Consider the following 15,183-nt stretch of genomic DNA (forward strand, 5'->3'; position numbering starts at 1 on the left):
CCGACGTTCCAGTATTAGCGCGCGCCAAATTATGCAGTTGATTTTCAACTCCAAGCGAGCGGCATCATGGATAAATTGCTAGAGCAAGTTCTTAAGTACGTACCGGCAGACATCGTGCCGATGATCCTTGCAATCGTGGTGGCATTCTTTGGAACTTACTATTTCAAAGGCCTCCGCAGTTACACGGATGCAATGCATGATCGCGCGTTCTTGTCCCTGGCGATTGTTGTAGTGGGAGCGTTCCTTCTGCTGCAGATACAGAATTCGGATAAGCCAGAAATTCAGCCAAATTCTCATCCGTTGCTTCTTGTGCCACGTTTTGAGAACGACACTGGCCGTGAGTTAGAGTCGCTCTTCGTGACGCAACTTCGAGCAGAAGTCGAGAGATACGGGAAAGACGCGTCCATCGAGCAAATTAATGGGTATCTAAGGGACCCTGAGACGGCGCGTTTGAGCGCTCAAGACTACAAGGCGGTGGCAGTGTTGGTGGAACCCAAAATAATAAGAGAGGGCGTACCAAAGCCGGTTCTTTGTTTGCGTTTGTTTTTCCTGAATTCCGGTCGAACAGCAACACTCGCCGCAATTCAGACTGACGGGATGAGCCTAGGTGAGATATCAAAGGCACTCCTTGCAGCAGCACCTCAAACTGCGCCAATGCCTGGCGACCCCGTCATCGCCAGGTTGGAGGCGCTTGAACGGAGAGTAGCAGAGTTATCGAACGCAGTACTGAAGGCCACCGCAACGAACAGTTCCACGGTCGCCGAACGGGCAAAGGCGACGAAGCGCGCTATCGTCATTGGTGTGGACTTTACTCAAGACGGCAAGCTTCCAAGACTACGCTTTGCCGCTTCTGATGCTCGAGCAATGGCCGACAGCCTGAAATATTATGGCTTCGAAGTATCGATGTTACTGAATGAGGAAGCAACCCGCCCCCGAATCGAACAAGCGATTCGTGATGCTATCGAGAAGTCGAATAGCAAGGATGAATTGGTGCTGTACTATTCGGGTGCAAGCGCAAGATCGTCCGACGCCGGCACGTCGCCGACCGCAAGCCTGCTACTCCCCACTTATGATTTTAAATGGGACGATCGATCCGCAAGTCTCAACTTGAATGCTGTGGTGAAGCAGCTTGGTTCAGCTTCGAAATTAAACCGCCTGATCATGCTCGACGGCTGTCACGGTACCTATGGATTAGAAGGGTTGCCAGCGGATAACGATGGAAGCTTTCAAGTCATGGCTGCATCGCAAGACGACCAACTGGCTTACGAGAAACCCGATGTAGGTGGTGGAGTGTTTACTCAAGCATTGGTGCGGGAGCTGCAATCCTCGGCAAAAACTAGCACTTCCATTTCCACTGAGGAGCTATTTAGCCGCGTGGCCGCAGAATTGGCGCGCTCGAAAGAGTTCGCACAGTTTCCAAAATTTGTATCGTCGAGCCAAAAAGGGATCGTGTTTGACGTTCGACAACAGAAGATTCCTTGAAAGCTAAGACCGGCCCGGAACGAGACTTTAGCTCGTAGCAACCATTAAACGGTTGCTACGAGCTGTAATTCGATCAGTCAGAAATTGAGCGCGGAAAACGCTGATCGGAAAGAGATGGGTTTCGCAAGGGCTCAACCCATCCTACAAGCTGACCTGAAGGAGACCGATCTTGCGCCTGCCGTGGCCGCTTCTGTTCGGATATGCCGTCGTCAGCAATTGGTTCGTGACCATACCGCTGGCGCTCGCGTTGGCATTGGCCGCCTGGAATGGCGCGTCTTGGATGGGCGGACTGCGCTGGGTCTTGATTGCCTGCGCCGCGTTTCTGACTTTGCCATTTCCAGCGGCTGGCGCCCTCTATCTTTATCAGAGCTACGACGCGACCAAATACTGGCGCACGCTCGAGACCGCCGAAACCATTGCTGATTTGCCGTTACCGGCCGGCAGCAAAATCCAGTTCACCGACAAGGCGCATTCCATCGTCGAGATGATCGAGTTGCCGCACGTGACCGAGATCCTCGGCATGCGGCTCACGGGAACGCTCAAGCCGTGGAAGAGACAGGGCAATGACGTCACGCATTGGGGTGGCGATCTCCACGGCTATCAAATCATCGACGGATTGCCATGCAAAGGCGGACCCTACGCGAACGACCTGTTCGGCGGCGTTCTGTTCGATAAGGCCGGTACACTCCACCGCTTCACGCTCGGTGCGCCGCACGAACTGCTCGGGCTGAGGCTGCCAGCCCACACGACGATCCGGCGCGGCAACGACATGGAGCCCTGGAGCATTCTTCTCTCGGCGAGCGAAGCCTACATCCCGATGCTGGACACGATGGCCCCAGTCGGAGTCACGCTGGACGTTGCCGGTGACGGCCGGCTGGTGCGGATCAGCTCGGGACACGGCCAGACGATCGTCCTTCGCGGTGTGCCGCTGAACAGCGGGAGCTTCGAGGTGCAGGGCGGCACCGTCGTCTCACAGCTCGCCGAACCATTCGCCGTCGCTGGAGACATGCGACCGGCCGGCACCCCGGTGCGGATCGGTTTGGATATAGGAGAGGTGTCGGTTATCAGCGAGTGATGAGATCCCGCTCGCTGGTACAGTTGGGTGGGCTCGAACCACCGACCTCCTGTTCCACAGACACAGCAAGGGCTCCGCCGGGGCTACGCTATCCCCGCCTCTCGTACGAAAACTGTAGTATTATCAGCAAATAAGCCTGCCGTGCCTTGCCTTACCTGCGCTGCAATTTGCGCTACGGTGGTAGCTACGTGGTAGCTACAGAGGCGATCGATGGCCGTTTCGAGTATAACGATCCGCGCAGTGCAAGCGCTCAAGCCGGGCGAAACTCTTTGGGATGCAGACCACCGCGAAGCGGTGCGGGGCTTTGGCGTTCGGCGTCAGCGCGACCAAGCGACCTACGTCCTCAAGTACCGAGTGTTCGGTCGGCAGCGCTTCGTCACGATAGGTCCTCACGGCGCCCCTTGGACGCCAGAGCTTGCACGCAAGGAAGCCAAACGGCTTTTGGGCCTGGTTGCCAATGGCAAAGACCCGGCGGACGAGAAGGCCAAGACGCGCCTGCAGGCAGCCGACACACTCCGGATAATCACGGATCAATATCTCCGGAACGCCAAACAAAGGCTGAAGCCCCGGAGCTATTCGGAAGTCGAGCGCTACTTGTTGGTCAGTTGGAAACCCCTGCATCCGGTCTCGGTTTTCCAGATCACCCGCCGTCATGTGTCGGCTCGTATCGCTGACATCGCATCAGCTCATGGAGCGGTCTCGGCAGCCCGCGCCCGTACAGCGCTGTCCTCAATGTTCAACTGGGCAATACGGGAGGGCCTCGACATTCCCGCGAACCCGGTTCTCGGCACTAATCGACCGGCGCAGCCGGGAAGCCGCGAACGGGTCCTCACGGAGGCGGAGTTATCAGCCATTTGGCGGGCTAGCGGCGATGACGATTACGGACGCATTGTGCGTCTGTTACTGCTCACAGCCCAACGCCGTGATGAGGTGGGCAGCATCCAATGGGCCGAACTTGACACCGTTTCGGGGCTTTGGACGCTGCCAAGCGGCCGGACCAAGAACCGTCGCGAGCACTCGCTACCATTGGTTCCCGCAGCCTTAGCCCTACTCCCGCACCGCCGAAACGGCCGAGACTTTCTTTTTGGTGACGGACCTCGACGCAGCGGTGACTCGCATCGTGGTTTCTCAGGCTGGTCCAAATCGAAGACGGCGCTTGACGCACGGATCGCGGAAGCCTTGGGCGAACCTCTTCCCCATTGGACAGTTCACGATCTTCGGAGATCGGCGTCCACCATGATGGCCGACCGGCTTGGCGTATTGCCACACATCGTGGAAGCGATCTTAAACCACGTCAGCGGCCACCGGGCTGGCGTTGCCGGTGTATATAACCGCGCGCGGTACGCAGCCGAGATGCGCGAGGCTCTCGAACGCTGGGCACTGCACGTTGAGGCCCTGCCAGCCCAAAAGCCAGGAAAGGTTGCAGCGTGATGGCGGGCTCCGGCCTTTCTCCTATTGGTGTCCTCACTGGTTGTCGGGGTCCACTCCTAGTTCATGGAGCTAGCCTGCAAGCGGCGGGGGTTAGAGTCAGGAGACCGCTACAGCCCGAAACCCACTTTTGAGAATAGTAGGGGACACATGGTAGGCGGGGGGTCCGCTACGTCGCCAGACGCGAGGTCCTAATTTCTTATCGAAGTGCGACCTAGCTAGCTCGCGGAGTGAGCCCGTCGTAGTTCGGCAAGGGGGCCGTTCATGCGCATTTTCTCGCGGGTGGTAAATGGCAGCGCAAGGGAGGTCAAATCCTGGAGGCCACCCGATTGCTGCGATTGATCGAACAGGAGAGCCCGAAGCTTGCTACGCACGAGAGGCGCAACCACATAGCTGATTAAGAGTCAGCCCCGGATAGAGAACAATCAACGACCTAATGATCGCACTAAAGGGCTTATCCGACCCAAAATGGGCATTCGTCTCACGGTCATAGTGGTGCACTGCTTGATCCGATCACGCGCTAGTTGGGCTTAACGGATTCGGCTGCGACTTTGTGCATCTGGCGCCTGCATCGATATCGCGCGGTGAGCGGATCAGCCCTTGTTCTACAATCGAGCGCGACAGGCAAAATCGCGCAATCGGTGGAACTCAAGATCGTTCGTCCCATTGAAAGGACACAACACGGCGGAGCGCGAAGGTTGCTTATCGATCGACCCCAAATTCCTGACGATGAAGAGAGTAGGATTCGCTCCGCCCTCATTCTGCTATCTGCTATCGCCTGTATTTCAGTTGCGCTCGTCCTTGTCAGCGCCATCTTCCTTTTTGCGGAAAGACTTGAAGCTCGGAAACGCGTTTATGCGTTAGGCCAGGTTGGGATTTGCGCAACCCCCATTTCGAGGAAACAACGGTTTTAGGTTCCGACCTTCTCCTGAACTGCACTCCGAGCAGCACGCCCTCCATATGGATGAACCGCCCCTGGCCTGAGTTCGAACAGAGATATCTCCGCGGCTGAGAGTGAGCGATTTGCGAAGCGCTGATCGGAACGCTCGATGCCTGGATAGATAAGTACCGCTTCAATTGCCTGCTTGGCAGAAAGCGCCTGCACGGCGAAGAACCTGCTTTCGGAACTCCTGCATGATATCGTCATAACGACCTCGACGACCCAACCGGAAAGCGGGGCATGCTGCTTGCCTTCACCCTTATCGTCGCTCGACAACCCCTCAACAAGTGTATCCTGTTTAACATCGGTTACGTTCATCGAGAGAGCGCCGGATCAAAAAGGAAAATCGAGGATGTGGGGCGTAGATCACTCGCCCAAGCGGTCACGTACAGCCACCAAGCATGGCCCTACAATCCAAAGCAGAATACCGTCCCGAAGTCACATCTTCATCCCGGCGTGACCGTCCATTTTCATCTTCCCGCCCATGTTGCCCTCACCTCCTGGCCCCTTGGCGCCGACTCCTTGAACGTCGAGTGTGGCCTGGACTTTTCCGGCCTTCTCGAAGTCGAGCATCACGGAAATCTTGTCCCCTTGCTTCAGCGGGTTCTTCAGATCCTCAAGCATGAGATGGTAACCCTCCGGCGCAAGCTTAACCGTCTTGCCGGCAGCGATTTGCAGTCCGTTGTCGAGTGGCCGCATCTTCATCACGCCGCCGCTCATAGACATCTCGTGAATCTCGGTTTTGCCGGCAACATCTGCTGACGCTCCGGTCAATCGGTCCGCGTTCGTGCCTTTGTTCTGAATCGTCAAGTAGCCGGCAGCCGTTTTTGCGCCGTTCGGCGTTGCCCGGCTCCATGCCTGGGTGATCACGAGATCACCTGCCTTCACTTGCTGCGCTTTGACTGGCGCGACGGCGCCCAGGACAATCAACGAAACTGCCAGTACTGGCGTGCCGAAACCTCTCATGTCGTCCTCCTTGGAATCCAATGAGGCTACCACGGAGCACAGTTTTGTCACTGCTCCCTCAGGCGAGGCTGCCCGCCGCTAGGATCAATATTACTCCGTTATCTCTTCACGAGGCCTACGGCGTTGCTATATGCCATGCCCCGTTGAGCTTGCCATCGCCATCAGCATCGCCAGGAGCCTTGTCATTCTTCCACGCGTACAGTGGCCGGCCCTTGTAGGCCCACATCTTCTTACCATCGTCCCTCGAGACGATCGTCCAGTCGCCCGAGTTCTTGTCGCTGTCTGATGCCAGCAGAGGCGGCCAGTTCTCGGCGCACGGACCACTGCAGGCAGATTTGCCGCCAGCGTCCTTGTCAAAAACGTAGAGCGTCATGCCCTTATCATTTACCAGCGCCTTGCCCTTTGGTGTATCGCCAGGCTTTGCGGGCGCCATTTGCGCCTGTGCGGCTCCCGCGGCCAATAAAAAAGCTGCGGCGATGATTGCAGTTCGTTTCATGTCGTCGCTCCCTGTTCCTTTCAAAGGTTCAACACGCTCGGTCTCTCCTTATTCCCACTCGCTCGCAATAATCCCGCCAAGACAGCACAGGTAGTCCGGTTGTTGCGCCGCAAAGGCGTTGAATGCCATGCTCTAGTCAGCTTGCGTGACTGAAGTCGACTTTTCTTTGTCTTAGTTTGGTCATCATCGATCCCAGCGCTGCTGCGACCACCACTGAGAATCCAAAGAGCGGCAACAGGACTGCCATGAGAACGAGCGGTACGAGGATCGCAGGGGACCACGGCACGTTGCGGCGTGGCGGCACGCCGCTTTGACCCTTGGGACGTCGGATCCACCACGAGACGATGCCTGTGATGCTGAGCCAGATCAGCGAGCAAGCAAGCAGCGTGTTCAACCAAACATTCACCGGGCCAAAATCACCCTGGTGAACGTGAATCCCGACAGCCACGAGCCGAGGGATTGCCGGCAAATCCTGGTTCTGAAAATCACCGATCAGTTTTCCGCTCGCGCTATCGGCCGTCACGATGCGGTCATCCCAGATGGATGACGTTCGGTTGGCGACAAACAGTGGGGCATCCTTCCATGGTGAGAGCTGGACCGTGATCGTGCCCTTGACACCGCGCTCACGAGCAGTGCGAACAGCCGCGTCCATGGATGACCCTGCCGAATCCATCTGATCTGTCGAAGCCCCCCCGATCGAGAAGCCCGCTGGACTTTCCTGCCCGAGAAGCTTTTGCGCCCGCGACAGTACCTCGCCTCCCCAGAAAGATGTCCAGGGCAACGCGCTGATCAGGAAGAATATGAAGACCGCGGAGATGATCACCGCGACGATGGCATGAAGGTCGCGCACATAGACCCGCGCGCCAGCATCCCGCCGTGGTCGTAACGCCTGCCTAAGGCTGCGTCCTCGCGGCCACCAAAGATAGATGCCGGTGACGATCATGACGATCGCCCAGCAATTGCCAAGCTCGAGCAGCCAGTTCCCAGGGGCGCCAAGCGGCCAGCCTGCGTGCAAGGAACGGCTGATGCCGGGTAACCATTGACCGGACGTTAGTGCGCCAATCGCCTGCCCGGTGTGCGGATTGACGAACACCGGATAAGGCAATCCATCGCTACCCTGAAAGATTACTTCCGTACTGCGGCGAGGATCGTCGTGCAATACGATCTGCTGGACCGGACGCCCCGCGCTCGTCTGCGATTGCGCCCCGGCTTGGTGAGCACCATGGTTGTGCTCCGTGGCAACGGGGAGCGTCTGGCGCGCACCTGTCGATGCAAACGCAGCCGACATCTGAGCGCTTGGCGGCACCTTCGTATCCGAAACCGGCACGAAGCGGACCTGGGGATAGCGCAGGTCCATCCACCATTCCGACCATAGATAGAGCGTTCCCGTCACGCTCTGCCAAAGCACGAACGGGATGACGATCAGCGCTGCCAGAAAATGCCAGCGCCAGAAGATCGGGTACAGGCGGACCTGCCGCGCACTTTGCGGGTCGCCCGAGGTCGGGACAGCTACCGTCATCTCTTACGTTACAATTCTGCCCGAATGGAGCCGAGGAAAGTCCGCGGTGCGCCGGGGAAAATGATCAGGCGGTTCGAGGAACTTTCATAGTAGTTGGTTCCAAATACGTTTTTGACGTTCAGCTGCAGGGTCATGGTCTTGATCTGCGTCTCGACCGGCGGCTTGAACCGATATTGAAGCATCGTGTCGACGCGGGCGTAGGCCGGCAACTGGAAACTATTTTGATTGTCACCCTGCCGTTCACCCACGGCGACTACGCCCGCCGCAGCGCTCAAGCCTTCCCAAGGTCCATGAGCGTCGTATTTCCCCCAGACTGCTCCTGAATTGTAGGGAACGTTGAGCAGCCGGTTACCGTTTTCGCTGACGGACGGGAAAACGGGTGTGAAATAAACGCTGCCAAGACCGCCGACTACATCCTGGATGTCAGGACCCTGTCCATTGACGATGCGGGCATCGGTGTAGCTGTAGCTCGCAATCACGCTCCAGTTGCTGTCGATCCGTCCGTTGAGATCGAACTCGAAGCCGCGGCTTCGCACCTCGCCGATCGGAATGGAGAAGCCGGCGCCGCCGAGGGCCTGGGTGATATTGGTCTTGACGATGTCGAACACGGCCGCCGAGGCCGTCAGGCGCTTGTCGAGAAGCTCGGCCTTGATCCCGGCCTCGTACTGCCGCGACGTCTCCGGCGGAATGGCAGGCGAGCCTGGAACCGGCAGCGCGTCCTGCACTCCCAGTCCTTTGGTGTAATTCGCATACAACGAAAGCCACGGCGTGGGCTGCACCACAAGCCCCGCACGGGGGCTGAACGCTTGAGCCTTTGCGCTCAAAAATCCTGCTCCCGTATTGGGATCGTAAGGTCCCTCGGCTTGTTCCTGGGAGTCGAAGCCATAGCCGCTGCCGTAATTCGCCCAGTCGTACCGTCCGCCGAGCAACACATGGAAGCGATTGTCGAGGAACGAGATCGTGTCTTGACCGTACACACCGCTCCAGCTTTCCCGCAACGGATAGAAAGTGTTAGGCGCCGCGCCGCCGTAAGCGGACTGACCATAGACCGGATTGTAGATATTGATCGATCCAATGGTCGGGTCGAACTGAGTTGGATTGAAGTAGGTCTGGATATTTTTGGTGAGATTGAAGTAGTCGACGCCGACCAGCAAGGCATGCTCGACCGGTCCGGTCCAGAGCTTGCCTTTGAGATCGAGATTTGTTGCGAAAGTGCGCGCCTGGATATTGGCGTCCCAGATCCAACGGTCGACGACGCCGGTGGCCTCCGTGAAGGAAGCCGTACCGTACTGATGCTGCCCGTAACGCTGGTCGTTGAAGGCAAAACGGTTTGTCAGGCTCCAATCCTTGTTGAAGTCGTAGGTCCAGTCGAACCCGACGAGATGACGATCCTGAGTGTTGGGATTGGCCTGCGTATAAGCAGGCTCCTGGAGATATCGGCTGATAGGCACCGGCGCGGGGCGATTGCCAACGGCAGGAATGCCCATCGATTTGTCGACGAACTCCGAGTGTTGATATTCATAGTCGATGTTGAAGCGGAACTGATCGTTCGGCCGGAAAGTCAGTGTCGGCGCGATGAAAACATTTTTGCTGTTGACGAAGTCGATGAAGGAATCTGCGCGGTCGTACGCGAGATTGACACGATAGAGCCAGGTCTTGTCTGCCGTCACGGGACCGGTGGTGTCGATTGTCGTACGGCTGAGGCCCCATGATCCGAATTGCTGCTGGATTGAGGTATAGCTGTAGTCAAGCGGACGCTTCGGTATCAAGTCGACGATGCCGCCCGGCTCGAGCCGGCCGTAAAGCATGGCCGCCGGCCCCTTCAGAATCTCAATCGACTGCAGGTTCGAGGTCTGGATGCCAGTGAGCTCCCAGACCCGCAGGTTGTTGCGATAAATATTGACGTTATCAAAGCCACGGATGTTGAACCCGTCGTAGAAATTATTGCTGCTTGGCGTGTTGCTCGGTGGCTGAACGCTGCTGACATACCCGACGATTGCATCGCGTACGCTAATATCCTGGCGGTCGTCCATCGCCTGGCGCGTCACGACCTGGACGTTTGCCGGAGTTTGCAGGATCGGCGTATTGTCCTTACCGGCCATGGCAGGGGCGTCATAGTCCACCGTGTAACCCGTGAAGCGGCCGCCGGGTCCGGCGCCATATTGGCTGCTGCCGACTTCGGTGGCTGGCTTGCTCTCCGGTGATGGAGTCCGCACCGCTTGAGTGCGTCTCGTGGTGCGCGCAGGACGTTGAGCCGAGCGGGCAGCCTTGGGCTTTCGTGGTGTTGGCGCGCTGACAACGACAGGCGGCAGCGGCGACTGCCCACTACCGGTTGCATTCGATGCCGCCGCTACGACGGTACGCGCGGGATCCGCCGCTGGTGGGCCCGAGACAGTTTGCGCGAAGGAACTGATGGGAACAGCGGCAACTGAAGCGGCAGCGCATAGTGCGGGTAGAAAACGAGACATGAGAGAACTCCATGAACGACGGCGAGACGAGATTCGCTAGATCGCCGATGGAGGTCCTTGGGACAGGCGCGGATCATGCCGGGAAGTTGGAAGAGCTAACGATGGCTCTTCGGTACGAAGTACCGTTGTGATAGGTGTCCAAAAATTCGCATCCACCGTCACTGCTGGCGGCATCGTGGCGCTGGAGACAAGGATGCAAATGCGACAGAGGCCGTGTTGATCGCTGTTCACTGGTGCAGAGCTTTGATCCGCCGAATCCGTATCCGCGAGCGCGTGGCAGATGGACTGAAGATCTTGCGGCGCGAGCATCATCGCGGTCGATTGAGCGGTCGCGGCAACCAATTGAAACGCGAAAAAGTAAGCGATCAAGGCACAGACCGCCCGCCTCAACCACATTTTTCGGAATATACCCAATCCAGCCTCCCCGGCAGATGTCTAGCATCTTGTAGCCCGAAGCGGGAGTCCCTCCATGGCACGGCTGCTACGCCGTGGGTACCGATCTGACGAACCCGGCGAGAATTCGATCATGGCTCGTCACTCGACTGTAGCCTCGGTCCAGCCCGCCGGGAATAAATTTTCGAGGGCACGATCTAATCTCCTGCGCCTCGGCAGCAGGACAGGAGAACACCCTTGCACAAAACGTCGTATTTCGCCCGGACATTGGGCATGGCTCTGGCCGCCCTGGCCTCGCTCTGGAGCCCCGCCACCCTGGCCGCTAATCTCTCCGCCGGAGATCCCGCGCGTGGGGAGGAGCTTTACCAGGGCTGCATGGATTGCCATTCCATCGAGAAAAACGACGTTGGACCGATGCACCAGGGTGTCGTCGGCCGCAAGGCCGGCAGCGTGCTCGGCTACAACTACTCCCCGGCTCTGCGAAACGCGAACGTCGTTTGGACTGAGGACAATCTCGACAAATGGCTTACGAGTCCACAAAGCTTCATTCCGGGAACGAAGATGTTCTATCAAGTCCAGAAGCCGCAGGATCGATTAGATATCATCGCCTATCTGAAGGAGCATGCGAAGTGATGGAATCCTGCCCGCTCCCCCGACGGATGTCACTTGTCGCTGCGGCCCGGAAAAGACTTCCGCGCTGGTCCCGATAATGCTTAAACCATTACGGGTTGCTGGATCGCATTCTGAAGATTGGTGTGAATTCGGAGGCGCGCCATTTTGCAGCCAAACAGGATTGCATCAGCGAAACTGTGACCATCTGCGCTGCCGTGACTTTTGACCACGGTGCCGTTCAATCCCAAAAGAATGGCGCCGTTTGGCGGACGCAGCTTTTTCCGAAGCGCCGCAAAACTTGCGCGTGCCATTAGATAGCCGGCCCGAGCGCTCCAAGATGACCGAAATGCCTCTTCCACAGAGTTTTTGAGAAGGCGGGCTGTCCCCTCTGCTGTCTTTAGCGCGACATTCCCGGCAAACGCCTCGGTGACTACGACATCAACATCACCTGATCCAATGTCCGCCCCCTCGACGAAGCCCAGATATTGCTGACACTGAAGGTGGGCCTGCCGAAGTAATTCATCCGCGCTGTATACTTGCTGCCGTCGGTCAAAAGGGCTGAGATAGGAGCCCAATAGCCCTACCGTCGGTCTTTCGATCCCAAGCGCAGCACGTGCCAAGGCACCGCCCATCATCGCGAGATTAAATAGATGTTCGGCGTCAGCACCGATAGAAGCTCCGAGATCAAGAACGACAGTCTCCCCCTTCAGAGAGGGCCATAATCCCGCGAGGGCCGGCCGCTTGATATTGCCAACGGTTCGAAGCTTGATTTTCGCTAACGCCAACAGGGCGCCCGAATTTCCCGCCGATATAGCAAAATCAGCCTCACCTTTCTTCACGGCGTCGATTGCGAGGGCCATTGAAGATCTAGATCGACCAACTCGGAGTGCTTCGGCGGGTTTTTGATCCATTCGGATTTCGATCTCCGAATGGACAATGCGCGTTCGCTGTCGGAGTTTCGATCTTCTCACAACTAGTGCATCAAGGATTGCCCTGTCACCAAATGCAGTGAATTCCAGGTTCGGTGCACGCTTCAATGACAGCTCGGCGCCAGCTAGAACTACTGACGCTCCGAAATCTCCACCCATGCAATCCAGCGCTACGCGGACTCTTTCGGCCAACGGAAGGTCCTCCCAACGCGCCAGACCTGACTATCTATAGCGCAAATGCGGTTCGTTGTATCCGCTATCCAGCGGAAATCGGAAGCGAAGCATCTCTATGCGCAGAGATGTCAAGGCAGCAGTGTGAGGCCAAGGATTGCTCGGCGGGGCCACGCGACTAGTCCGCGCCAGACTTGAATAGCCCCAAAAACACACCAAACACAACCAGTGAAGTATGATGTTTTTATTGAAACATCATACTTCAACCGCTAGGCTGGTTCCGGGAAAGCAAAGGCGCTTGGGAATGTTGTGGCGGTGTGGGGTAAGCCTGCTGATCATTGTCGCTGTCCAGCTGGCAGCAGCGGCGAGAGCGCAAACTCCGCCTATGAATGGCAGCACACCTCAAGCGGCACCGGCGACGTTGCCGCCCGTCGAGGTGGATGCACCTAAACAGCGCAATTTACAGAAGCGCCGACAGCAGCGGGACGCGCGTCGGGCTCGTAACCTACAACGACAAATCGCGAGTCTACCAAGCGCTGCCCCCCAGATCGTTGGTGGATCGGGCTCCGCCAACGTCGCATCAGGCGGCACACCGAGCCAGAACATGGCGAGCCAAACATCGGTGACTGGAGAAACGCTTAATGCACGTCCCGTGACCCGCCCTGGGGAACTGCTTGAGGCCGTCCCCGGGCTGATCGTCACGCAGCATTCCGGCGAGGGAAAGGCCAACCAGTATTTTCTGCGCGGTTACAATCTTGATCACGGCACCGACATGGCGATCTGGGTCGATGACGTGCCGGTCAACATGCGGACCCATGCCCATGGTCAAGGCTATGCCGACCTCAACTGGCTAATGCCGGAAACTGTGAACCGGTTGGATATCCGCAAAGGTCCATGCTATGCCGACGAAGGTGATTTCGGGTCGGCGGGTAATCTGCATATCGGGTTGATCGATAGCGCGCCCAAAGCGATGGCTCAGGTTACCGCGGGGAGCTTTGGCTATTTCCGCTTCTTCGGCATGGACTCCAAGAAAGTCGGCGATGGCAATCTGCTGATTGCCGCCGAACGAGGGACCTATGACGGTCCATGGGTCACGCCCGACGATATGCAGAAGATCAATGGTCTACTGCGCTACACCCAGGGGACTGCGACCGACGGTTTGTCCATCACCGGGATGGCCTATTCCAACCAATGGACCTCAACCGATCAGGTTCCGTTACGCGCAATCACGGCTGGCCAGATCGACCGGTTTGGCTCAGAAGATCCCACCGACGGTGGCAGAACCAATCGTTTCGCGCTATCGGCCCGGATCGCTGGCACAGATGACGCAGGTTCTTGGAAGGCCAACGCGTATCTGGTCAAGAGCCAGCTCGACCTGTTCAACGACTTCACATACTTCCTAGCTAATCCGGTGCTTGGCGATCAATTTCACCAACACGATGACCGGTTGATGCTTGGTGCCAATGCCTCTCGCACACTCGTCGGTTCTCTCGCCGGACTTCCGATGGAAACCACGTTCGGCGCGCAAACGCGATACGATAACATCGCGCTTGCGTTGACCGACACCTACCAGCGCAGTTTTCTCTCCAATGTCCGCAGCGACAAGGTGGGCGAGTCCTCAATCGGCGTCTATGCGCAGAACACGGTGCGGTGGACCGATTGGCTGCGCACGACCGTCGGCCTGCGCGGCGATTTCTACCAGGCCAATGTGTTCTCGATCTATGACAACAACAATTCCGGCAATGTCAGCGCGGGAATTGCCAGCCCGAAATTTACGATGACACTCGGCCCCTTCTACAAAACCGAGTTCTTCGTCGGCGCGGGTTACGGAATGCATAGCAACGACGCTCGGGGTGCCACGACAACCGAAGACCCGAGTGATCCGTCCACTAAACTTGCCGCCTCGCCGCTGCTAGTTCGAACTAAGGGGGTGGAAACCGGCATCCGGACCCGGATCATTCCAGGTCTCGACTCGTCGCTAAGTGTGTTCCTACTCAACCAGGACTCCGAAATTATCTTCAGCGGCGATGCCGGTGATACCGAAGCGAGCCGGCCAAGCCGACGCTACGGTTTCGAACTGACCAATCACTATCGCCCAGTGTCTTGGATCGATGTCGATGCGGACCTTGCAATGACGCACGCCCGCTTTCTTGGCTACGACAGCGATCAAGCCGACGCCTACGCCTCGCTCGCCGGTTATCCGCAGGCGCAGATTGGCAACGCGTCAGGAAATTATGTCCAAAACGCTCCAGCGATGATCGCCTCGGCGGGTATCACGCTTGGCGAGAAGACAGGCTGGTTCGGCACGCTGCGCTGGCGCTACCTTGGATCGACTCCGCTGACCGAAGACAATGCTTTCCGTTCAATGGCAACCAGCATCTTCAATGGCCGAATTGGCTTCGGAACCGCTGACGGTTGGCGTATTCAGCTCGACGTGCTGAATCTGTTCAACACTCAAGCCAATCAGATCTCTTATGCTTACGGCTCTTTGATCAAGACCGATAGTCTCTACAACCTCTGCTATCCTGTGCAGACGGCGCCCGCAGCCGTTTGCCAGACGGGTGTTATGGACACCATTTTGCATCCCGTGGAACCGCTGACCTTCCGGGTGACTGTAGCTGGGACGTTTTAGTTCGCCTTCGACTGCCGGGCAAAACAGACACACTTTGCGAGCGATCGTCGAACCGGCTGCCGGACATACTCT

At 57.6% G+C, this 15,183-nt stretch carries 11 protein-coding genes; 5 read left to right on the plus strand and 6 right to left on the minus strand.

Features of this window, described 5'->3' with window-relative positions; translation table 11 throughout:
- Positions 1-66 precede the first annotated feature (66 nt).
- The 3 genes from M2427_RS23115 (at position 67) to M2427_RS23125 (ending at position 3,988) form a co-directional block, all read left to right on the plus strand.
- Positions 67-1,482, plus strand: a complete 1,416-nt coding sequence (locus M2427_RS23115; protein WP_280709001.1) for a caspase family protein — start codon at positions 67-69, stop codon at positions 1,480-1,482.
- Positions 1,483-1,651: 169 nt separating this feature from the next.
- A complete protein-coding gene (locus M2427_RS23120) occupies positions 1,652-2,557 on the plus strand; it encodes a hypothetical protein (RefSeq protein WP_280709002.1) in 906 nt (301 codons plus the stop codon).
- A 210-nt stretch (positions 2,558-2,767) separates the two neighbouring features.
- Positions 2,768-3,988, plus strand: coding sequence for a site-specific integrase (locus tag M2427_RS23125; protein ID WP_280709004.1), 1,221 nt, complete (start codon positions 2,768-2,770; stop codon positions 3,986-3,988).
- A 907-nt stretch (positions 3,989-4,895) separates the two neighbouring features.
- On the opposite strand, the gene M2427_RS23130 is transcribed toward M2427_RS23125, so the two are convergent.
- From M2427_RS23130 to M2427_RS23150, 5 genes are all read right to left on the minus strand, one after another.
- Positions 4,896-5,243, minus strand: a complete 348-nt coding sequence (locus M2427_RS23130) for a hypothetical protein (protein WP_280709005.1) — start codon at positions 5,241-5,243, stop codon at positions 4,896-4,898.
- Between the two features lie 120 nt (positions 5,244-5,363).
- Positions 5,364-5,891 carry a copper chaperone PCu(A)C gene (locus tag M2427_RS23135; RefSeq protein ID WP_280709006.1) on the minus strand — a complete coding sequence of 176 codons (528 nt, stop codon included), beginning with the start codon at positions 5,889-5,891 and terminating at the stop codon, positions 5,364-5,366.
- Between the two features lie 115 nt (positions 5,892-6,006).
- Positions 6,007-6,387, minus strand: a complete 381-nt coding sequence (locus M2427_RS23140; RefSeq protein ID WP_280709007.1) for a hypothetical protein — start codon at positions 6,385-6,387, stop codon at positions 6,007-6,009.
- A 136-nt stretch (positions 6,388-6,523) separates the two neighbouring features.
- Complete coding sequence (locus tag M2427_RS23145) at positions 6,524-7,906, minus strand: PepSY domain-containing protein (protein ID WP_280709008.1); 1,383 nt, start codon at positions 7,904-7,906, stop codon at positions 6,524-6,526.
- An 8-nt stretch (positions 7,907-7,914) separates the two neighbouring features.
- Entirely contained in the window at positions 7,915-10,374 is a 2,460-nt protein-coding gene (locus M2427_RS23150; RefSeq protein ID WP_280709009.1) for a TonB-dependent siderophore receptor, read from the minus strand.
- Between the two features lie 630 nt (positions 10,375-11,004).
- Between M2427_RS23150 and M2427_RS23155 the strand changes: the two genes are divergently transcribed.
- Positions 11,005-11,400: a cytochrome c family protein gene (locus tag M2427_RS23155; protein ID WP_280709010.1), complete on the plus strand. Its 396-nt coding sequence runs from the start codon at positions 11,005-11,007 to the stop codon at positions 11,398-11,400.
- A gap of 80 nt (positions 11,401-11,480) precedes the next feature.
- Here the strand turns inward: M2427_RS23155 and M2427_RS23160 are convergent, their stop codons facing one another.
- Complete coding sequence (locus M2427_RS23160) at positions 11,481-12,500, minus strand: phosphate acyltransferase (protein WP_280709011.1); 1,020 nt, start codon at positions 12,498-12,500, stop codon at positions 11,481-11,483.
- A 583-nt stretch (positions 12,501-13,083) separates the two neighbouring features.
- On the opposite strand from M2427_RS23160, the gene M2427_RS23165 reads away from it, so the two are divergent.
- Entirely contained in the window at positions 13,084-15,111 is a 2,028-nt protein-coding gene (locus tag M2427_RS23165; RefSeq protein WP_280709012.1) for a TonB-dependent receptor, read from the plus strand.
- Positions 15,112-15,183: the final 72 nt, after the last annotated feature.

This window comes from Bradyrhizobium sp. BR13661 (genome assembly GCF_029892425.1).
Lineage (GTDB): Bacteria > Pseudomonadota > Alphaproteobacteria > Rhizobiales > Xanthobacteraceae > Bradyrhizobium.

Excerpts from the sequence above, each read along its gene's own strand:
- M2427_RS23115 (WP_280709001.1), top strand. The coding sequence starts at position 67 with ATGGATAAATTGCTAGAGCAAGTTCTTAAGTACGTACCGGCAGACATC.
- M2427_RS23125 (WP_280709004.1), top strand. The coding sequence starts at position 2,768 with ATGGCCGTTTCGAGTATAACGATCCGCGCAGTGCAAGCGCTCAAGCCG.
- M2427_RS23130 (WP_280709005.1), bottom strand. The coding sequence starts at position 5,243 with ATGAACGTAACCGATGTTAAACAGGATACACTTGTTGAGGGGTTGTCG.
- M2427_RS23135 (WP_280709006.1), bottom strand. The coding sequence starts at position 5,891 with ATGAGAGGTTTCGGCACGCCAGTACTGGCAGTTTCGTTGATTGTCCTG.
- M2427_RS23140 (WP_280709007.1), bottom strand. The coding sequence starts at position 6,387 with ATGAAACGAACTGCAATCATCGCCGCAGCTTTTTTATTGGCCGCGGGA.
- M2427_RS23145 (WP_280709008.1), bottom strand. The coding sequence starts at position 7,906 with ATGACGGTAGCTGTCCCGACCTCGGGCGACCCGCAAAGTGCGCGGCAG.
- M2427_RS23150 (WP_280709009.1), bottom strand. The coding sequence starts at position 10,374 with ATGTCTCGTTTTCTACCCGCACTATGCGCTGCCGCTTCAGTTGCCGCT.
- M2427_RS23165 (WP_280709012.1), top strand. The coding sequence starts at position 13,084 with ATGGCGAGCCAAACATCGGTGACTGGAGAAACGCTTAATGCACGTCCC.